General features: G+C 47.5%; 15 protein-coding genes. 6 read left to right on the top strand and 9 right to left on the bottom strand.

What is annotated here, in order from left to right:
* Positions 1–186 precede the first annotated feature (186 nt).
* The 7 genes from JNUCC31_RS15905 to JNUCC31_RS15935 form a co-directional block, all read right to left on the bottom strand.
* Positions 187–3,126 (bottom strand): DUF5704 domain-containing protein, encoded by a 2,940-nt coding sequence (locus JNUCC31_RS15905; RefSeq protein ID WP_228469675.1) that lies wholly within the window; start codon positions 3,124–3,126, stop codon positions 187–189.
* A gap of 451 nt (positions 3,127–3,577) precedes the next feature.
* Complete coding sequence (locus JNUCC31_RS15910) at positions 3,578–4,849, bottom strand: S-layer homology domain-containing protein (protein ID WP_192272504.1); 1,272 nt, start codon at positions 4,847–4,849, stop codon at positions 3,578–3,580.
* Between the two features lie 330 nt (positions 4,850–5,179).
* The gene (gene csaA / locus JNUCC31_RS15915; protein WP_192272506.1) at positions 5,180–5,509 is read right to left on the bottom strand and encodes a chaperone CsaA; all 330 of its coding nucleotides are present in this window, start codon (positions 5,507–5,509) and stop codon (positions 5,180–5,182) included.
* 176 nt (positions 5,510–5,685) lie between these two features.
* Positions 5,686–6,318, bottom strand: coding sequence for a uridine kinase (gene udk / locus JNUCC31_RS15920; RefSeq protein ID WP_192272508.1), 633 nt, complete (start codon positions 6,316–6,318; stop codon positions 5,686–5,688).
* 203 nt (positions 6,319–6,521) lie between these two features.
* The gene (locus JNUCC31_RS15925; protein ID WP_192272509.1) at positions 6,522–7,100 is read right to left on the bottom strand and encodes a VanZ family protein; all 579 of its coding nucleotides are present in this window, start codon (positions 7,098–7,100) and stop codon (positions 6,522–6,524) included.
* Between the two features lie 29 nt (positions 7,101–7,129).
* Positions 7,130–8,257 (bottom strand): DUF4179 domain-containing protein, encoded by a 1,128-nt coding sequence (locus JNUCC31_RS15930; RefSeq protein ID WP_192272511.1) that lies wholly within the window; start codon positions 8,255–8,257, stop codon positions 7,130–7,132.
* Positions 8,241–8,777, bottom strand: coding sequence for an RNA polymerase sigma factor (locus tag JNUCC31_RS15935; RefSeq protein WP_192272513.1), 537 nt, complete (start codon positions 8,775–8,777; stop codon positions 8,241–8,243). The genes JNUCC31_RS15930 and JNUCC31_RS15935 overlap by 17 nt, the downstream gene beginning before the upstream one ends.
* 361 nt (positions 8,778–9,138) lie before the next feature.
* Here JNUCC31_RS15935 and JNUCC31_RS15940 point away from each other — a divergent pair, with 361 nt between their 5' ends.
* Positions 9,139–9,609: a hypothetical protein gene (locus JNUCC31_RS15940; protein ID WP_192272526.1), complete on the top strand. Its 471-nt coding sequence runs from the start codon at positions 9,139–9,141 to the stop codon at positions 9,607–9,609.
* A gap of 166 nt (positions 9,610–9,775) precedes the next feature.
* Here JNUCC31_RS15940 and JNUCC31_RS15945 read toward each other — a convergent pair whose 3' ends face one another.
* Together JNUCC31_RS15945 and JNUCC31_RS15950 are read right to left on the bottom strand one after the other, a co-directional pair.
* Positions 9,776–12,793: a DEAD/DEAH box helicase gene (locus tag JNUCC31_RS15945; RefSeq protein ID WP_192273056.1), complete on the bottom strand. Its 3,018-nt coding sequence runs from the start codon at positions 12,791–12,793 to the stop codon at positions 9,776–9,778.
* Between the two features lie 5 nt (positions 12,794–12,798).
* Positions 12,799–14,568 carry an SWIM zinc finger family protein gene (locus tag JNUCC31_RS15950; RefSeq protein WP_192272528.1) on the bottom strand — a complete coding sequence of 590 codons (1,770 nt, stop codon included), beginning with the start codon at positions 14,566–14,568 and terminating at the stop codon, positions 12,799–12,801.
* Positions 14,569–14,850: 282 nt separating this feature from the next.
* Here JNUCC31_RS15950 and JNUCC31_RS15955 point away from each other — a divergent pair, with 282 nt between their 5' ends.
* The 5 genes from JNUCC31_RS15955 to JNUCC31_RS15975 all read left to right on the top strand — a co-directional run bounded on the left by JNUCC31_RS15955 (position 14,851) and on the right by JNUCC31_RS15975 (position 21,987).
* The gene (locus JNUCC31_RS15955; protein WP_192272530.1) at positions 14,851–15,669 is read left to right on the top strand and encodes an endonuclease/exonuclease/phosphatase family protein; all 819 of its coding nucleotides are present in this window, start codon (positions 14,851–14,853) and stop codon (positions 15,667–15,669) included.
* A 395-nt stretch (positions 15,670–16,064) separates the two neighbouring features.
* Positions 16,065–18,407, top strand: coding sequence for a glycoside hydrolase family 88/105 protein (locus JNUCC31_RS15960; protein ID WP_192272532.1), 2,343 nt, complete (start codon positions 16,065–16,067; stop codon positions 18,405–18,407).
* 405 nt (positions 18,408–18,812) lie between these two features.
* A complete protein-coding gene (locus tag JNUCC31_RS15965; protein ID WP_192272534.1) occupies positions 18,813–20,147 on the top strand; it encodes an ABC transporter substrate-binding protein in 1,335 nt (444 codons plus the stop codon).
* Between the two features lie 44 nt (positions 20,148–20,191).
* Positions 20,192–21,142 carry a carbohydrate ABC transporter permease gene (locus JNUCC31_RS15970; protein WP_228469676.1) on the top strand — a complete coding sequence of 317 codons (951 nt, stop codon included), beginning with the start codon at positions 20,192–20,194 and terminating at the stop codon, positions 21,140–21,142.
* Positions 21,139–21,987, top strand: coding sequence for a carbohydrate ABC transporter permease (locus tag JNUCC31_RS15975; RefSeq protein ID WP_192272536.1), 849 nt, complete (start codon positions 21,139–21,141; stop codon positions 21,985–21,987). The genes JNUCC31_RS15970 and JNUCC31_RS15975 overlap by 4 nt, the downstream gene beginning before the upstream one ends.
* The last annotated feature ends 8 nt before the right edge of the window (positions 21,988–21,995 follow it).

The raw sequence follows: 21,995 nt of genomic DNA on the forward strand, positions 1-21,995 counted from the left end.
GTATATATACGTTTTGATCACATCAGGCTCTTCTTGAACTTTAGGGGAAGATAGATGGATACGATACTTTTCATAAAATCACTGAATCACGAGATGAGATGCCTTCATGAAGTTCGAGAGTTTAAATTCAAAAGGGTTGCTGCAAAGTCATATTCATGACTTATGAAGCAACCCTTTTGTTGATGATTAATGCGGCACTTGGGATTGGAAATCGTTCCGGCTGGACTGATCTGCATGATAAAAGACCACATCGCCATCTTTTACAGGCCAGGTTTTGCCTTGGCTGTCTACAGGAATGTTACTGAAGCCTTCCATCTGCCACTGATTCATGAGTGGTGCATGAATGTATTGCAGATGCGGTGCACCCGTATTGCCATTCCTTAACGTCTCCAGATTGAAGTTGACCACGATATAACCGTTCTTTAGAAATACAGCGGCCTTTTCATCCAACTGATTTTGTCGGGCAAGCGGTTCGAGATCCGTTCCCTTCGGCACGGCGTAGACATCTGCGGGAAGACTGTACTCCCCATACCATCGCTGAATGGCAGCATTGGCTCGATCCACATTAACCCCAGTGGGAATATTTGTTTTTGGTCCAATCAATGTGCGAATTGGAGCGGACAGGATCATCCAATCATAGCGTCCCACCCACGTTTTCTGGTGAGAGATCTGATCCACCAGTCGGACCATATAATCAGCCAATGTAGTTTGGCTCTGTTCCTCTGCTGTCAGTTCATAGGTATACTGGTAACGCGCGGTATCGCCCAGCTCCGTGCCGGGTACATTCCGCAGACGCGAATTGAGGACGACAAACCGTTTCTCCAAATCCTCCGCAGTTCCGATACGGATCAGCCGTTCCTGACCCCGGTGGTAGTACAGATCCACTTCCTGCCGAGAAGAGCCATCTTTGCTCACAAAATAGAAAGTCGGTGTAATCCGAACACCATCCTGTTTGCCAAACATATTACCTTTGGTTTTCAGGTCAAACTTAATGTGGTACCCGGTCTTCACAGCTACGTTGCGGAACCCTTGTACCGGATGGCTGCCTGGTCGTATAGGCAATATGAAGGGTGCCAGATTTCCTCGTGGATCACCATCAATATGATTTAATCCAGTCCAGTAGCTAACCCCCGTAGGTTCCGAGCTGCCCAGTTGCTTGCGAAATACATTTTCCCAGTTATAGTCCGATATATCGGTGACATGAAAATCATACAAGCGTCCGATGACTTCAACAGGGACCGTATCCGAGGCGACATGGTGCGCCAGATTGGTATTGGCATCCGGTTGCTCAGTGAATGTCGCCGGTGCGTTCTCCGCAATATTGCGGAATTCGACTTGGTAGTTCCCCTCATCGACCCAAACCGGGAGATAAAAGGTGGTATCCAACTGATTCACCGGAATATCTACCCAGGTCTTGGTAGGGATAAACTGGCTTCGGTCTGCGTTATAGACATCAAACGGGAAGCGAACCTGCTTCATGCGAAAATATTTGGCATAGTCCCGATTGCCATAACCCGGGTAACTTGCTACGTCCATATGCTGTCCTGATGTGGGAATACGCACGATAAATGGTCGCTCCAGAATCAGGGCTGAACGAGTTGTATCTGGAATGGTCTTCTGATTGTGCGGTTGATCATCCGAGACGAAAGCATAGTTGACGACAGGGGTATGAACCGTAACGGTGTTGATGCCATTAATCGGTAACACTTTGTTTGAACCGCCGTTTACGTTACCCGGTACCACCTCGTAATGGATCTCACCGGAACTGGTCGTATGTTCTTTATTCATGAGTGTATTACTAATCATGTTATTGGGCTTATACAGAACATCCTGTCCAATGGTCGTTGGATTAGGAATATTCGTTGGGGTTGGGCCATCTTTGGTTGTTTCTGCATCATCCATAATTTTGGTGTTATTGAATTTAACCAAGTCATTATTCACTTTACTTTGAGGTGTGTTGGACTCGGCCATTCCTTTTAATCGAGAAGTATCATCAGGCACATTCGGAGGTGAATTCAAACTTCCGGTTAATTTGGGTGGCGTGTATGAGATTGCACTCGTTTGGCCCGGTTTTACATGGCTTTCTACGGCTTCATCATTTTTCGATTCTAACGTTGGTGGTATGTATCCTGAAGGCATCATCGTGACCGTTTCACCAGGTAAGGCATAATTTTTCATTGTTGCTTTAGCGATTCTGTACACTTCAAGGTTATTGATTTTCCAGTAGGAGTAGTCTCTTGTGATCTGGAAGTTGTAAGGTACAGGCACCGTATCATTTGCTGGGAGAGATGGGCCGGGAGTGCAACCTTGCTCGGTACAGATGTCTGGTCCAGATTCAGTCCATTCTCTGGCATAGGATATCGTTACGTTACAATCATACGTTGTTTTACCTGTCATTTTGACCCATGCTTGTTTGAATAGGTAGCTGTCAGCAAATGCATTGGTGTACAAAGATTCAGAAGTCGGGATGCCTTTTAACACATCAAATTTTTCTGCGGATCTATTGTCTGCTTTAATTACTCCATTTGCATTCGGATCCAAATCACTCATGTTCATCGTGGTTCCTTGAGACGGCGGGCCAATGGTAGGGGAACAGGAGCCACCGCCACCGTTGTTATTGCCACCATCATTGCCTGGATCTTCTTCTACACCTACAGTTGTAGTAGTAGTTAAGGTGAACCCGTCCTTCTCCCATAAGACGGTGATAGTCGTGGTTCCCCTGCTGACGGCTTGAACCAAACCGGAATTACTGATGGTAGCCACACCTGGATTGGAAGATCTCCATGTCGTTGTCCCACCACTGCCCGTGTTTACATTGGTCTCAGCTCCGAAATTACCGTCTCCCGTTTTCGTTTTTACCGTAGCGTTTAATTGCTTCGATTGGTTGAGGCTAAGTCGACCGCCACCGGTGAGATTGATCTCTTTGGTTACTTCAGCCTTCGCATACCAGTATAAGTCAGTGAAAAATATGTAGTCCGCTGAGTATTTAGGAGGGTTATAGGGTCTGTAAGCTTTAGGTTCGATGGCACCACCGATTTGCACTGTGAATTTGGTTCTTTTTTCAGTAAAAGAATCTACACTGAGCAAAATAGGCTCTCCGGGCTCGTAGTATGCTGTATTATCCATATATTCTGGAGAGATTGAAGAGGAAGTGATTTCACTTCTAGGATGTGCTTCACCGAGTTTATCTAAATATTCTGTAGGCTGATAACTGGGAGCTTCTAAAGATAAATCAATACACACTGTTGAAGAATTGGGCTTATTTGTAGAAGGGTTATTACTTAGGGTTTGACCATTACATTCCCCATCTACTCTCCACCTCATATTATCTAGTTGATAAACATATATACCGATATTCGTATTTCCTTTACCCTCCAGAGGAATTACTTTCTTCTGAGATTTAGCCGCAGTAGTTGGTTCCATTCGAGCTGCTTGCAAAACTGGTTTTTGCCCGGGCCCACCTCCTGCGAATACAGCAGGAGGTGAATTAAAGATCAAGCTTATTGCGAGAGCTGAGAGAAGTGGTTTCTTCAATACTTTAGGCAAACGCACGGTGTATCACCCTTATCATTAGTTATTAATTAGGTCTCACTCTGTAGATAGTTCCATCCTTCAACGTAAGGAAAACTTCTGGATTTAATTCATTGTCGAAATGCAACAAACCTTTTCCCCAGTAAACTGGGTTTTTCACAATAAATACTCCCTTTGCACCGAGCAAATCATTAATATGAGGTATGCTATAATCTGAAACCGCCTTACTGCTAGGGGATATAACAGGATTCATAGCTACAGCCTGGATGAGACTTCCCCCTTGTAACTGATTCATTGAGTTTTTGATATTCATTTCAAATTCAGCAAAAGAATAATACGCTCCTCTTAAGGGCTTATTTTTTTCATCAACAAAAGCTGGGTAGTAAATACTTCTTGCGTCTCCTTCTACATAAGGGTTAACCACAATCCAGTTCTTCACTTTGATATCAGCATAATTAGTTTTAGTAACCAATTCTTGGTTGCGAATTTTTGAAAATTCACCTGTGACCTTGCTGTAGTCATATGATTCAGGATACTTGCTTTCAGGGATTACTTTGTATTTAGGCGCAATAACACTCAAATTCGTCCCAGTCAGCCCCACCTCACGCAACTCATTCAAACCTTGAAAATCAGCAGGCTTCGTTTTAGCCACGGTAGCATAACGAGCGATGAGAACAGCCACTTCAGCCCGTGTGGTTGTGCGGTCTGTTCCAAAGTTTTTATCATTTGCCACGCTCATTAATCCCGTACCCAGAGCAACTGCAACCGCATTTTTTTGCGAGCTTGCGAGCTTACCTGTAAAGTACTCTTTCACAGGCACAACCGTGTTGGTTACATCAGATAGGGCTTGTTTGTACTCAGGATCAACAACAGTCAGTCCCTGCGTTAACCATGAGGCCATTTCTCCACGTTGAAGTGGTGCCTGTGCATCCAGTTTCCCATTGTACTTGGAAGGGCTGATAAATCCTTTCTTGATCGCAATGGAAACACCGCTCTTAGCCCAATCGGGTACATCTGTGAAGTTGTTTTGTTCTTGTGTGGCGGCATCAGGCTGATCTGCAAGGCGCCCCAGAATACTTGCCATTTCTGCTTTGGTGACAGGGGAGCTTGGTTTGAATGTTCCATCTGCATATCCTTTAAAATATCCTTGCTCAACTGCCGAATTGATGGCCTCAGCGGCCCAGTGTGTAGAGGGGACGTCTTTGAATTTCAGTGTAGCTTGAGCGGCTTGTACCGAATTTCCTATCGCTCCCGAACCCACAATTCCCCCTGTGAATAATGCCAATGCGGTTACCCCGGAAATCATTATCTTTTTCATAAATGCTGCTCCTCTCGATTGTCGTCACCTGTTTGGTGTATGTACGCCACTGCTTCACACGACTAGATACTAAATTTGTCATAATCAACAATATTCTACCATGTAAAACTAGGCAATTGGCATTATTTTTCAATAAATTCCATCCACTCCAGGTGCACCCTATCCTCCTCAAGACCCATTTAACCTCGAAAAAATGCAAAAAAAGGCCACGAATCCGCAGATTCATAGCCTTATGCTTTAAGGTGTCAGTCCTATGTAGTTCAATAATGTACTTCAAGAATAACCGATTTCCAAACATTTGAAAAGAAGGGATAGCAATATGATGAAAAATTAGGCAATCGGCGTTCCATTGGGTAATGTCTGATCTGGCGTTAACAGAACAACGTCACCTTCTCCAGGTACACCGCCAAGCACCAGTACTTCGGATACAAAACCAGCAATTCGGCGCGGCGGAAAATTGACTACAGCAACAATCTGCTTTCCGATCATCATGTCGGGGGTATATCGTTTTGTAATTTGGGCGCTGGAGCGCTTAAGGCCGAGTGGGCCGAAATCGATAACCATTTTGATGGCAGGGATGCGAGCCTTTGAAAAAGGTTCGGCTTCCACCACTGTACCAACGCGGATATCATGCTGCATAAACTCTTCAAAAGTAGCCATGTTGTGATGTCTCCTTTCAGCTATGGAGTCCATTATAAAATAGAAATGCCGAAAAAATCCAGATTGCATTAATTAGCAACCTGGATTTCAGAGGTCTTACTTTATGAGCGATGTCCATTTTGTCTCACTAGGGACGCGATAGGTCATAGCGCCTACTGCAGCAGATTAGTGTTGAATTAAGCGCCATTCCATTTTTCACCGGTCAGATATTTCTCAGTCAGAATGGATAACATCTGAATGCCAACTTCATTATGTCCACCTTCGGGAATGATGATGTCTGCATACTTTTTGGAAGGCTCAATAAAAGCATCATGCATCGGTTTGACGGTTTCGAGATATTGTTTATACACGGATTGAATCGTACGGCCACGTTCTTCCATATCCCGCAGTACTCTGCGCAGAATACGCACATCGGAATCTGTATCGACAAATACCTTGATATCCAGAAGGGCGCGCAAATGTTCATCGATCAGGACATGCAGTCCTTCCACAATAATGATATGGTTCGGTGCCAGTTCCACCGTTTCATCGGCGGCACGGTTATCTATGGTGAAGTCATATACGGGAGCATATGCCGTGTGGCCTTGTTTTAACAGGGTAAGATGCTCAATTAACAGATCATTATCGAATGCAAACGGATGATCGTAATTGGTGAGTCGACGTTGCTCAGGGGTGAGCTGCGACTGGTCTTTGTAATAGTTGTCCTGGGATATGAAAGTCACTTTGCCCGATCCAAGACGGTCGATGACGGAGCGAGCTACCGTCGTTTTACCGGAGCCGGTTCCTCCGGCGATACCAATAATGAGCATGGTTGTTCCATAAACCTCCCTAGATTAACAGCGTAGGCATGGATAAATGTTGGATGAATCAGGATGGATTCACAACTTTACCCCTATGTCTGTCAGTGAATACACAATTCCTTCATTGTACCATAGCGTATCACTTTTTTCATCTGAGGGAGTTCACCATATTTTGTCTGCATGCAACTCCGGATTTAAGAGGAAACTGTCCTCTACGAATGTTTCTGATGGGAACGGTTCGGGAGCCTCCATGGGTGGATTAGGTCCTGGCCCATCGTAACTTTGGTAAGCCTGTGAAAAATGAGATAACCAATGATGCTGCCCGCTGTATTGGCAATCAGATCGTTTATGTCAGTAGAACGGCCATTACCGAGGGTAACCCGGATGATGAGCTGCAGCACTTCTATGGAAAAACTGAAGATCAATCCGATTCGTGCGGCTTCCCTCACGGAGTCTAACGAGGACTTGACCAGAGGAAGCATGAAACCAAGCGGCAGAAACAGCAAGATATTCAATGCAAAACTGGGGATATCCAATGTCAGAATGGGAATGAACTGGATCGTTTTGTACCAGGGCGTTTGATTGGCATATATACCTAAATTGACATCAATGGGGAAGAAGACCAAATGCATGACTGCCAGAATATAGATAGCAAACGCAATGGTTAGGGTGTACTGCCTGAACGTGTATCTGATTTGGTTCACCCTGGTGTAGAACACCAGGGCAATTAGGAAGAGAATAAATAGTGGACCCAGTACAGTTATGGACGCAACCGTAAGTTGAATGGACATGTGGAAAGACTCCTTTTTGAATGTATAGTTTACGGTTGATTAAGCTCGATTTTCATGTCCATTCCCTTGATGAATTGCCGATCTGTGATCTCTTCCGTAAAATCATCTTCAATCTCAAACGGCTTTACGATCAAATACGTTGAGTCACCAGGAGTTGTGGCGTAGATCCGTTCGGATTTTAATTGATTTCCCTCGTACAAGCCTTCACCGTTTAATGCGGTCAATTGTCTGCCCTGATCATCATAAATCGCAAATCCGATGTGGCGCAGCTGCTCTTCATCTTTGGCCGTAAGCGTATTCTGTCCATTAAGCGAGATCACCGTAGACACGCGTGTCGTAATCGGCGTAACCTGGGCTTCCGTAACGGATGCGGTGATCATATCATTAGAAACGATGGCATGGGGTTTAATATGCTGAATATCTTCGGTCGTTTTCGTAAAAGGAATGTTCAGCTTAAATTCATGATCAATGCCCTGCAAAGTGAACGTGACCTCGGCGTCAAACTGATCCGGCAGTCCTGCAGCGGCCTGGTTTGAGGGGATTACCTGCTCGAACAGCAACGTATCCGGCTGTGTTTGTCCTGCAGGGCCGTAGAACAAACCGCTATCCTGCCCTGTACCATTTACATTGAAAAAGACATTATCAATTCCGTTGCTAAGCTTCACGATGTCCTTGCCGTTGTCATACTCCCCATTCTTCAGGTTGGGCGCGGTGACATGAACCAGGAAGGCTGCACGAGTACCGTCATATACGGTTTCCGACACTTCCAGCCTCACGTCCTTGAAAGAGACATTGCTGTTTACGAGCTTTGTAAGACCTTTATCTCCTGCCGTACGCAATCCCATATCGGCTTCAATGGAGCTGAAGAGGCTGCCAACCAGCGGGATGCTGCGCAAAGAGTCAGCCATAACGGGAGACACAAATCCGGATGCAAACACGGTCACACCCAGCACTCCGGCAGCGATGGTCGCTGCGATTGTACGACGCAAACCTTGGCGAAGACGGGGTTTGCGTGAAAATGGTTCTGAATTCATACTCGATGATTCTGGTAGAGATTCTAACGTGGCATCGATTCGTTTGCGTACAGTTGTTGACATGACCGGACGCTCTTTCGCTTGTGCTCTTAATTCCTGATCGATATTAAACGGGTTTGACATGTAGTTTTACCTCCCGAAAGTTTTTGAATTTGTGATACAGCTCCTGTCTTGCCCGGCTTAATCTCATTTTCACCGCGCTTTCGGAGATATCGAGCGCCTCAGCTACTTGCCGCAGGGAGAGATCCTCGAAATAATGCAGCACGATAACGATTCGTTTTTGTTCGTCAAGCCGATCAACTGCTTCTCTCATATCTACCTCATCGTAGGGACTGGAATATTCCTTCTGCTGTGCTGGCACCTCCGCATAGGAGTTGGAGAGGGAACGTCGGGATAACATGGTATTACATTCATTGATAAGGATGCGGAACATCCATGTTCTGAAATACTGGGGTTCACGAAGGGTGTGCATCGATTTATAGGCTTTCAGGATAGTCTCCTGAATGGCATCAGCTACATCCTCCTCTTTTCGCAACATGGATTTTGCAGTATTGTATAGGGAATTTTCAATCTCTCTTATGAGCCTGATAAAGGCATCGCGATCTCCCTGTATGGCTTGGTTTACGAGGTCGGCCCATTCCATTGGTACCAGCTCCTTTCTTGGGTTGTGGGAAATCATTTCCCTTTGGTTTTACATGAATTAGACTTTCACCCAGCACATATGGTCACAATTATTTTTTGGGAAGAGAGAAGAGGTTCTATATCATGGACGAATTGGACAGTATTACACCCTTCAGTTGAGGCGGGCAGGCGAGGATCCACTTCCTGATATTGATTGAATTTGTATTGGAATGGATGGATAGTGAGGCAATGGAATCATCTATCTGTATCAATTTAGTCTCAACTTTGTGAATTTGGGTTGTAGGAGCTAGGACCTTCGATATATGATGTCGAAAGATGCCAGTTAATGGAGGGTATCTATAGACATTAAGGAGGTGTAGGTTATGAAAAAATCAGGCAAATTGATTTCTTCCACGGTTGTTGCTGCCATCGCAGCTGTATCGGTTGTAACTTCTGCTTCTGCAGCAAGTGCAACTGTGACAAACCCGGTGGCGTCTTCCATCGCAAGCATTGACCTGAGCAGTATGGACATCGAAACAGCTTTGATGATGGTTCAGCAAGAACGCACCAGATTGCTGGATAGCCAATTGCAGGCACAGATTCAAAATGTCCAGAACCGCAATCAGTTGATTGCAGAGCTGAACACGAAATTGCAGGCAGCTATTCAGAGTGGGGATACTTCCCAAGCTCAAGTCCTGAGAGGCCAAATTGATGCGCTTGGTAATTCACAACAAATGGATATGCTGCGTTTGCAGTCTATGAGCAACAAACGCAATGAAGCTTTTGATGTGATGACTAACTTTATCAAGAAAATGCAAGACTCAAGATCGTCCATCATCGGGAACATGCGCTAGGATGAAATCAACCTCCTGAGCCACCTTAACCAATGAAGAGCACTGTATGGGGTGGTTGAATTGGTTAATACAAAAAGAGCGAAGTCGGAATTCAAACTCCGAAACTTCGCTCTTTTTGTATTCTACTATTTACAAGTTTACGTATGTGCATCAATCCAGTCTGGAGTTAACCCGACCAGTCGCGGCGCCGTGTGAACAGGTCCTTCAGCTCGTCCGTGGACAGCTCGGTAATCCAGTTTTCAGAGCTGGTAATAATATTGTCACTGAGCTGCTGCTTACTCTCCAGCATCTCGTCAATGCGTTCTTCGAGTGTGCCCAGCGAGATGAACTTGTGTACCTGAACATCCTTCGTCTGTCCCATCCGATAGGCGCGGTCCGTAGCCTGATTTTCCACGGCAGGGTTCCACCAACGGTCAAAATGGAATACATGATTCGCTGCGGTCAGGTTCAAGCCCACACCGCCTGCTTTGATGGACAGAATGAAGACGGATGGTTGTTCCGCCGCAGGCAACGTCCTGGACTGGAACTCGTCAATCATGCGATCCCGTGCCGTCTTGGACGTACCCCCATGCAGATACAGTACAGGTTCCTGCAATTCTTGTCTCAATACCTGTTGCAGCATCTGTCCCATGCCGATGTATTGAGTGAAAATCAGGCACCGTTCGCCTTCGTCGCGCAATTCACGGACCAGTTCCATCAGTCGTTCCAGCTTCGCGGAGCGGCTGATTAGCATGGCCATGTCCTGAGGAGTGTACATGTCATACGCTGTCACAGATGAGACATCCGAGGAGATTGTCTCGGGTAAGGCTTCTTTGGTTAGCAGCAGGGGATGGTCACACAACTGCTTGAGCTGGGTTAAGGCAGACAGAATAGCGCCTTTGCGCTTGATGCCTTCGAGTTCTTTCATTTTGTCCATCAGTTCCTGAACGGACTGGTCATACAGTGCACTTTGTTCACCCGTAAGGTGAATATACGTTTTCATCTCATTTTTGTCTGGCAGATCAAGTTGAATATTCGGATCTTTCTTCTTGCGGCGCAGCATGAAGGGCTTCACTAACTGCTGCAAATCCTGCATGCGTTGCTCGTCCTTATCCTTCTCGATCGCGCTGATAAAGCGAGTCTGGAATGCCCGTGCACTGCCCAGATATCCCGGATTGATAAAATCATAGATCGACCATAGCTCGGACAGCCGATTTTCAATCGGCGTACCCGTCAGTGCAATCCGGTGTTTTGCCGGGAAGCTGCGTACCGCCATGGATTGCTTCGTCTGAGCATTTTTAATATTCTGCGCTTCATCCAGACAGATCGATGCCCACGTATACGACTGTAACATGTCCTGATCCAGCGTAGCCGTTGCATAGGAGGTAATGATGATATCCACCTGTTCAGTCTGTTCCCGGAACTCTTCTCCGCTCAGTCTTCGTGCTCCGTAGTGCAAACTGACGTTAATTGAAGGCGCGAAACGACTGATCTCCTTCTGCCAATTCCCCAAAACAGAAGTGGGACAGATGAGAAGGGCTGGGGCCTGTCCAGGCAAGCGATCCTCATTCTCTTTGAGATGAAGTAAATACGTAATGAACTGAATCGTCTTTCCGAGTCCCATGTCATCGGCGAGACAAGCTCCAAGGCCAAACCTGCGCAGAAATCCAAGCCAGGCAAAGCCTTCCTTCTGATAAGAGCGCAGCTCTGCATGAAGTCCCGAAGGAATAGGCAGGGAAGGAGCACCCCCTTGCCCACCGCCAAGCTGTGCGATGACCCGGTTCAGGTGTTCGTTCAGTTCCACCTCAAGACGAATGTTCTCGTTGGATTGTGGCTGTTCTTCTTCCTCTTCCTGCCCTTCCTTGCGTTTCTGGTTGCGATATTCTCGCTGCTCATTATGCAGCAGATGCAGGTGCAGAATATCCTGAAACGATAGTCCCTGTTCCTGATCCACACCGCCCATGGCCCGGCGGATCTGCTCCAGTAAGTCCGGGTCGAGGGGAACCCATTCCCCGCGGAAGCGGACCAGCCGTTCATTACGGGCGACAAGATCAGCGAATTCTTCCTCGCTGAGATCCGTATCCCCAATCGCAATACGCCAGTCAAAATGAATGATCGAGTCCAGGCCAAAGAACGATTGTCCTCGTTCACTGCCTTCCTCCGGCTTCACCTTGGCACGCAGCTTGGGTTTCTTCTTGCGCGCAGCTTCCCACCAACCCGGAAGCAGTACTTGCCAGCCAGCTTCGAGCAGTCGTCCGCTGTCTTGTGTCAGGAACAGCCAAGCATCCTGATCTCCCAATGGATCACTCAGCACATCCCGGCTGCCGCTAATAGTGCGGCTAATTCGGGGCAGATGCGCTCGCAATTGCTCCAGCCAGCCAGCGGAACGGTCAAGGATGAACGGCGTCCATACATCCGGCCATTCACCTTCCAGCCTGCCGCGTGAATCCAACCGAACGGGAACCAATACGGTCGCATCCAGTTTATTTTGCAATACCAGCCGCAGTCTCCATGCGGGTTCATCATCTTCCGGCTCCAGTAATTGCAGGAGTGGACGGAATGGTGCTGCATCAGCCTTCCAGCCAATGGACAACAGCCAGGATTGGGCGTCCATTCCGGCTGTTTGAGGAGGAGCGCCACGTTGCGGAAAAAGCTGCGGGAACTCGCGCCGCAGATCGGTGGCAGCTTCTTCCGTGCTGTACCATCGCTGGAATACGGAAGCGGAATAGGCAGCACTCAGTCCTTCAGCATAGCTCTCATCTGTCTGTTCCAGGGCTTTGCCAAGAGCTGTTCGATCCTGCTTTTTCAAGCTGTCCGGGTCCCAGGTCCATTGCAATTGTCCTGAACGGAATGCAGCGAAGCTGGGTATATATTTACGGTTTTCAATCGTTGCTGCCAGTACCGGAGCCAGCCGGATCAGGTGCTCTGCCTGCTCGTCCCATTTCCATTCAATGTGCAGAAGGGTGTGCATATCGCTGAAAAAAGGAATCACTTCTTCCGCAGGCAGTACGACCAGTTCAATCTCTTCGATCTGTCTCGTTTCCAGTTCTGTACCATAGAAAGAGGGCGCATGCCAAGCGAATAAGCGCTGCTTGAGAGACTGCCCCGATACAAAGTGATGGGTGTTCAGTGCTCCATAGAACAAGGCATCCCCATATCCGGTCAATGCAACGTGGACCTCAATCGTTTCGGTGTAAGGGTGCAATAGGCTCATGAGATCAACTTACCTTTCCGAAGCTCTTCCTGCAGGGCGCGCAGTCGGCTGTTGCGAACAGCCAATGTGGTGATAAACTGCTCCCAGTGCTCTTCCTGCTTCAATTTTTTATAAATTTTGGATAATCGCTTCAGCAGTTTTACGGCTGCTTTGTATCCGTCTCTGTTTTTGTGCCCGATATAACGTTCCACAGCCTGATGGTAAAAAGGCAGCAGCAGCTCTGGTGCATCCTTTTCAATCGGCTGTAGCACAGTTACACGAAATTCAAGCGGCTCTGTCTCTGTGCTCAGTTGAAAATCAATCCATCGCCGCCACTGTCCCCGTGAATGCATCGCTTCTTCATATGCCGGACGGGAATGAGGCAGCATGCTGACGAGTGTGTCCCACATGCGATGCTCTACATCGGGCAGATGATGAATGGCTGTGTCCCACAACTGCATGTAATCATTCAGAGGGGAGTTCCGTCGGTTTGCCAGAAGAGGTCCGAGGTGCACTAACCACTCGCCCAGCCGCTTCCAGTCGGAAGAATCTGCAAGTACGTGGAGGAAATGAAGCAGATGCTCCGGCGGGATGCCATATGCCGAGCTTCCGCTGACTAATCGCTGCCAAGCCTGCTCATCTTGCCCCAAATGGAAATACATCCAGCTCTGCGCCAATACCAGCGGCAAGGGTAGAGGGACAGATTTGTTCGGCGTAACATTCCCGTCTTCGGTTAAATTGGCTACGCTCAACACGCTCCCACCGGGGTTGGCGGGTTTGGAAGCAGGGGTCAGGTTGTTCTCTATTTCCTTAAGAAATTCCAGCTCTGAATCCACCATTTTTTGGGCTCCTTGAAGATGAGGAACGATCCAGTTCAACCAAAGTTGTCGATAGATCGGGGTGAAGAACATGATGCTGGATGTCTCGGATATCATCTGCGTACGCAGATAAGCTGAGGTTTCCTCAAGCCGCTTCCAATGCTGTTCAAGCTTCGTGCCCTTCAGACTGGAGAGATCCAATGGACGGCTAAGAATCTGTTCCAACCCTTTCTGGAGTGCATCCATGGCAAGTTGAGCAGGATAGCTCAGATACACAGGGGCATGTGTGATTGAATTGCGGGCAGGCACACAGAAGCGTATCAGGTACAACTGAACATGCAGCTCAAATAACTGATCCATGCCAGCGGACAGCCTAGGTTTGATGGAATAGAGCTCGTCCGCTGCGGTCTGCACATACGATGTACTTGGCGTGCCTGTCCCCAGTCGTTTCAGACATGCACGAAATAGCTCATGCCATTCCGTGATTTCAAGTTCTGCAAGTTCCGTTGCACGTTCCCTGATTTGGCTATACTGATTATCAGGGATGCTGAGATCCTCTTCATGCGATGTGTAATCCGAACGCTCTGCGGACGCTATAGCAGCAGGTTTTGGTGCCTGTTTCAGTGCTGTACTGGAGTGAGCATTGACAATGCCGTGCACGGGTCGCCCCAGTTGCTCTGTATAACTCATTAGAACGGCTATCATATGCTTGCAATGAGAACCTACCGGACAGGTGCAATGACTGGTGTTCAGTGATTGCAAGCTTAGAGTAACCTTATAATCATCGGAGCCTTGCACTTCAGCCAAAATTCCGTTTTGTTCGGTGTAGGTTAATGGTCCGACGCGTTTCTGTTTATAATATTGGAATCCGCGCATGATCGTCAGGTTGTTAAAATGTTCTGCGACCTGCCTGATCAGCTGTTGCCACTGCGCATCATCCATGTTCATGTCATTCGGTATGTTCATCATTCCATCTCCTGGGGAAATAATAGGTTCAGTAATCACCACGTCTTGACGTAATGGTGTACATTTCATATACCATCATATCAGTTATCGTGTGCTCCGTGCATCGGTTCTGAGAACTTGGATGAGACTTTTTGATAGGTAGAATTCCAAGCGTGTTAATCTCTATTTTTTTACCATATACCATGCATAGTAGGCTCGTCTTGTGTATGCTTAGCGTATGTATTCCTTTTAGGAACGATGCAGGCCGGGCTTCGGCTTAATTTCAAACAACAGGAGAGAGAGCATATGAAAATACTTACGTTAAATACCCACGCTTGGGCAGAAGAAGACCAACTGAACAAGATCAGCCAGCTCGCTGACTTTATCAATATACATCAATTTGATGTGATCTCCATGCAGGAGGTCAACCAATCCATGCAAGAAGCAGCGCTGTCTGCGGAGGAACTGAAACATTATTTTGCCACGGAATCGGATGCTGTGATCAAAAAAGACAACTACGCCTACGTTCTGCTCAAGCAACTAACCGATACGTATTACTGGACATGGATTCCGGCCCATGTTGGTTTCGGCAAATACGATGAAGGGCTGGCGATCCTGAGCCGGACGCCGATCACACAGGCTTTTGGGGAATATGTATCCCACATGCGAGATTACGACAACTACCGGACACGCAAAATTGTAGGTGTACAGACCACCGTCCAAGGTGAAGCAACCTGGTTTGTGAATGGACATTATAACTGGTGGGATGATGAACAAGAACCTTTTAAGGGGCAGTGGGAACTCACTGAGAGCAAGCTTGCTCCATATATGGACCAGCCGCTGTATATGATGGGGGATTTTAATAATGTCGCAGAAGTACGTGGGGAAGGTTATGATTATATGATGGGCAAGGGCTGGAATGACCTGTACACAACGGCGGAGCATAAGGATGACGGTGCAACCGTGGTCAAAGCCATTGCCGGCTGGGCGGATAACAAACGCGATCTGCGTATTGATTATATTTTCTCGAATCGCCCGGTACAGGCGAAGTCATCGATGGTAGTTCTCAACGGAAAGAATGGCCCGGTGGTCTCTGACCATTACGGCGTAGCTGTGGAAATTTAAGAAACAGGACAGCCTTGTACACATTTTTTTATCAAAATGGAACGAAAGCCTCCGCTCACTACCTTAAATGGAAAGTGCAACGGAGGCTTTGTGTATTTCAGCTATCATAAGCTATCATATATATCGGTATCCCTACCCCGATTTAAACGGAGATTAATCTTTGATCCAGAGAGTGACGACAAGTAGAGAAAGAAAGCAAAGGAATCTGTTTTTATATTTCTGTAAGCGCAATCAAAATTCTGTAGCCACCATGAAGCAGGTCAGTTATACTTGGTTTATTATTCGATTGTTCCAAAAATAAAAGAAGTATCATCAACGTTCGCCAAAAGGGATTATCTCACAAAGGTTAAGCGCTATACCTATTAATTCCACCAGGAGAGGAATGTGGGCATTCAATGACAACATATTTCAGTGAACCGCAGAGCATGTATTATCGATTCGGAGAAGACCAGGATCAGGTGTTGAAGGTACTGGCTGAGAGATATATTGGGGCTAATGCGCAGGCTGATTTTGTATATCGGGTATTTCAGAAGTCTGGCATTCTGCAGAACAAAAAAGGTCTGTATGATCTGAATTTAAGTAAATGCTTTCCTGATGCTCACAAAGGCCAGGTTTCATACGCTGCAGCACTGGTCTGGGGGGATGAAGATCGGAATCTGGATGTGCTGGTCCGCTGTTATGGACCTGTTCGTTTCTATTTTAATGAGCAGCTGGTATATCGCTCTACAGTAATGGATGAGATCAACCCGAACGCGACCGTGAAGCTGGGAATTGATATCAAACCGGGATGGAATACATTGGTGCTGGAGATGAAATATACACCTGCGGGATTTGGATGCCAGTTTGGCTCGGACGAGGGGAAAGTGCGCATTTTGAATGTGCTCGCTCCTTTTCAGGAGAGACAAGGACAGGCGGGATGGGTGTATTCGAAGCCGGTAAGTTCGGAAGAACTGCTCACGTTTAACCTGGACAATATATCCGACAGAGCGGAGGCCAGTTATGCAGAATGGAATCTGCTTGGAAAAGAAGAAGATCACAGACTGGAGTGGCTGCCTAACCCCCAATGGTCAGAGGAAAAGCAGACGCAACCAGCACTGGAACGAATATACGGACATCTTCCTGGTCAACGAGTCTACGCATGGACACGATTGAACAATAACGATTCAAGCGATTGCCCTATCCGTTTATCTGGTCAATCCTCCGGGCCGCTGGATATATGGCTGAACGGCGAACTGGCGGTGCAAGTGGAGAAAGCGGGTCCATTTGAGGCAGATATTCGGGCAGCTTTTGGACGGAGTGACCTTTTGGTACGCAGTGAATGTGGGGATATGGCTGGGACATGGGCTTTTGTTTTAAATGCATCGGTGAATGAAAAGCAACTGGAGCTGGAGCTTCCCCAACGTGTGCACGGAGCTTCTGGGGAGTCGTGGTTATATCTCGGACCTTTTACATCGAAGGATGTCGAACCTGATTTGCAGGATCTGATCCGTACAGATCGGGTGTATAAAGGTAGTTTAACGCAGGATAACTCAGAAGAAACGGGGCTCCACCAGTCTCAGACCGGACGCATGTATTGGCGACTGGATAGACCGGATGCGTGGATACGCCCCTATTATGAAAATGCAATGCTCAGTAACAAATGGACAGTAGGCAGTGTCACCAATTATGGTCGCTGGGACTATCCACTAGGTGTCACCGTGTATGGTCTGTTGCAAACCGGACGCTATTTGCAGAGACCGGATATAACCCGTTATGCGGCAGAACATGTGCAGGCGTGTACCCGCATGTATGAGTACTCATTATGGGACCGGGAGCAGTATGGTTTTCCGGCGGTTAACCAGCAGTTGGTTATGCTGAAAATGTTGGACAATTGTGGCTCTTTTGGCTCAGCGATGCTGGAAGCCTACGCCGAATGTCAGGAGTCAACGTTCTTGCCAATTGCCGAACGGATTGCAGATTTTATGCTCTCTCGGTTGGAACGACAGGAAGACGGCGCATTTTACCGCGAGTGCATTGGTGATTTTGCCGAGAATACGATGTGGGCGGACGATCTCTATATGAGCACACCGTTTCTCGTGCGTTATGCCCGATTGACGGGGAATATGTCAGCACTGGACGAAGCCGCCAGACAATTTTTATTGTACCGGAAGTATCTGTTTATGCCTGAATTCAAGATTATGTCCCACGTCTATGATTTCAAATACGGACAAGCGACACAGATTCCGTGGGGACGGGGTAACGGATGGACTCTCTTTTCGTTGTCCGAGGTATTGGAAGCTTTGCCAGCAGATCACCCGGAGCGCTCGGCATTAATCTCCTTCTTTAACGAACTATGTGAAGGGTATGCAGCTCTGCAAGGAGAAGGTGGGTTGTGGCATCAGGTATTAAATGATCCGGAAACATACCAGGAAGCCTCCTGTACAGCGATGTTTGCCTATGGTTTTGCACGGGGAGTTCGTTTTGGTTGGTTAGATCAGCCTGAGCGTTACACTGAGGCGGCTGAGAAGGCGTGGAACGGATTAACCAATAAAGCCATTGACCGTCAGGGGAATGTACATGGAGTGTGCAGCGGGTCGAGATATGCGTTTACCGCTGAATACTACAACAAGGACCTGCTCACTGTGACGAATGACAATCATGGTATTGGCATTATGATGCTGGCAGGAACCGAAGTAGCGAAGATGAAGAAACATCTGGTTCAGCATAAGGCGTCATCACCTGTTGTGACGAAGTCCTGAAAGTGTCAGTACAACCAGTAGAAAGAATCTGATCTGCATTCAAAGTCCAAGTTTTGAGATTTTACGGCCAGTCCAACTCCAGAATACCTTTATCGAAGCCTTGCATGATATCTACTTGAACGTTTCATTGTATGACATATGGTAACCGTTGAGATGTAACGAGTCATGGCGCTTTGCACAAAGACTGCTGTATATATGAATAACCACCTGGAGTCAGATTCCTGGTGGTTATTTAAACACTTTAAATATATGGATCATCTGAAATGAATGGATAACTGTATTTGTCTCAACCCCTTACTTTTTTGACAGGAAAGCTTACTTTTGTTTATGTCATGAGCAGCTGTGGGCCGTTACAATAGTTTTTGTAAGCGATTCCATATAAGCAAAAGGGGAGGAAATTCATTCATGTTGAATACCAAAAAGTGGGTAACCCTGTTATGCCTGTCCCTACTCATGTTTGCTACAGCCTGTTCAGGAGGAACTTCAGAACCTTCAGCTTCATCTAATGAGGGGGGCAAAAGTGACTCTTCCGGCAATATTGAACTTCGCATGACCTGGTGGGGATCACAGACTCGCCACGATCTCACGACCAAAGTGATCAAGCTATTTGAAGAGAAACACCCCGGCATTACCATCAAACCGGAATATTCCGGTTGGGATGGTTACTTTGACAAGCTGACCACACAGGTAGCTGGTTCCAATGCGCCGGATATCATACAGATGGATTACGCTTTTCTAACCGATTTTGCCCGCCGTGGTGCGCTTCTTGACCTGACTCCATTTGCTGAAAGCAAAGAGCTGCGTACAGAGGATCATGACAAGAGCATGCTCAAAGCCGGATCGATTGATGATAAATTATACGCGATTACATTGGGTGTAAATGCACCAGGTGTCATCTATGATGCGACCGTATTCCAGGAGCTTGGCATTGAGGAGCCGCAGGAAAGCTGGACTTGGGAAGATTTCAGCAATATCGCTGCCAAAATTGCAGCAGAGAAGGGTGATGGTTTCTACGGTTCGGCGGATGTTTCGGGAACCACCAACATGTTTGAGGTATTTATTCGGCAAACAGGCAAGGGGCTATTTGATGGTGGCACGATGACAGCAACCAGCGAGGAGCTTCAGCAGTGGTTCGACATGTGGGGTGCACTTCGTGAGAACGGGGGCGCTACCTCTGCGGAAGTGACAGCATCCACAACGAATGCGCTGGAAACACGCCCGATCTCGCTTGGTACAGCTGCCATGGATTTTGCGTGGTCTAATCAATTGCTGACGTTCCAGCAGGTGAACAAAAACCAGGACCATAAGCTTGGGATACAAGTACTTCCGCACGGTGTGGGGGAAAAGCAAATCGGTGAATACCTGAAAGCAGGTCAGTTCCTGTCCGGTTATGCCAAAACAAAACATCCGAAGGAAGTGGCGATGTTTATCGACTTCATGGTGAATGATCCCGAAGCGACCGCCATTCTCGGTTCGGAGCGCGGAGTACCCGTCAATGCCAGCATCCGTGAGAAGATGCAGCCTACGCTGCCCGAAGCGGAGCAAGCCATCTTCCAATTTATCGATGTAGTATCGAAGAACTCCAGTGAGATTGATCCGCCATACCCGCAAGGATTCTCCGAAGTGGATACCAGCTTCAAGAGTGCAAGTGAGCAGATCGCCTTTGGTCAAGGCAGCACACCGGATGTGATTGCCCAGTTCATTGAAGGGGCTAAGGCGACACTTGCATCAAGTCAATAACATTTGGCTGGTTCCATTTCTAATTCCGACGGGAGGTTGCAAAGATGAGTACAACACAGGTCAGCCAAGCCCGAACCGAGCATGTAACAGCCCGGCGGGTAAAACGGAGATACGCCCATAATGGAGCTGCACTTCTGTTTCTAGCCCCATGGCTGGTTGGATTATTGTTTCTTACACTTGGCCCGATGCTCGTTTCCTTATACATTTCGTTCACTGACTACAGTATCCTGGCCGCCCCTTCCTGGGTCGGTCTGGATAACTACACCACGATGTTTACATCGGATAAACTGTTTACCCAATCGCTCAAGGTCACATTTACGTACGTCGCTGTATCCGTACCGATCAAGCTGATCTTTGCCCTGCTGGTGGCGATGCTGTTGAACAAGGGCATCCGAGGGCTTGGCATTTACCGTACGGTGTATTATATTCCAACCCTGCTTGGGGGAAGTGTCGCGATCGCGATGCTGTGGCGCAAAATGCTGGGCGGTGACGGACTGCTCAATGGGGTGCTTGCCATGATCGGCATTAAGGCACCCGATTGGGTCGCGAACCCGAAGTATGCCCTGTATTCGATCGTACTGTTGTCGGTATGGCAGTTCGGATCGTCGATGATTATTTTCCTGGCAGGTTTGAAGCAGATTCCACCTGAGTATGACGAAGCTTCCGCCGTAGATGGAGCAGGCCCACTCCGGAGATTCTTCTATATCACACTGCCGATTCTGTCACCGGTGATCTTTTTCAATCTTGTGATGCAGCTGATTACCTCCTTCCAGTCATTTACTCAGGCATTTGTCATCAGTAACGGCAGCGGAGGGCCCGTCAATTCAACATTAATGTACTCTCTATACCTGTACAAAAAAGGTTTCTCGTTCTTCCAGATGGGTTATGCGTCCGCGATGGCCTGGGTGCTGGTGATCCTGATCGGTGTCTTTACATTGCTGGTATTCCGCAGCAGCAAGCTGTGGGTGCACTATGAGGATGGTGGAAAATCATGATTGGACAACGAAACTCTGGTGCGTGGGTAGTCGCCAAACATGTACTGATTTCGGTCATTGCCTTTGTGATGCTATATCCGGTGCTCTGGATGCTGGGCAGCTCATTCAAACCGGGACATATGATTTTTACTGAAACATGGTTCTGGCCGCAAGAATGGAATTGGCAAAATTACATTAATGGCTGGACGGGGATTCAGGGCAATCCCTTCTCCCGTTTTCTGACCAACTCGGTCGTCCTGTCGCTGGGTGCTGTGCTCGGCAATGTCATTTCCTGCTCCATGGCAGCGTACGCCTTCGCCAGATTGAATTTTCGTTTCAAAGCGATTTGCTTTGGGCTCATGCTCATGACAATCATGCTGCCACATCATGTGACGCTGATTCCTCAATATATCCTGTTTAACCATCTGGAATGGGTGAATACGTATCTGCCACTGGTGGTGCCGAAATGGCTGGCAACAGATGCATTCTTCATTTTCCTGATGGTTCAGTTCTTCCGGGGATTGCCCAAAGAGCTGGATGAAGCGGCTACAATTGATGGATGCGGTCCTGTACGAATCTACACCAAAATTATCATTCCGCTGGCTTTTCCGGCGCTAGTGACGACAATGATCTTTACCTTTTTGTGGACGTGGGACGATTTCTTCAGCCAGTTGATCTATCTGAGTGATGTCAGCAAATACACAGTACCGCTGGGTCTGCGCCTGTTCCTTGATTCCAGTTCCCAATCGGATTGGGGTCCAATGTTTGCGATGTCAGTACTGTCGCTGGTGCCTTGTTTTGTCGTATTTATCGTGTGTCAAAAGTACTTCGTGGAAGGAATCGCGACCTCCGGGCTCAAAGGGTAATTCCAAGA

It is taken from the genome of Paenibacillus sp. JNUCC-31 (assembly GCF_014844075.1).
Taxonomy (GTDB): domain Bacteria; phylum Bacillota; class Bacilli; order Paenibacillales; family Paenibacillaceae; genus Paenibacillus.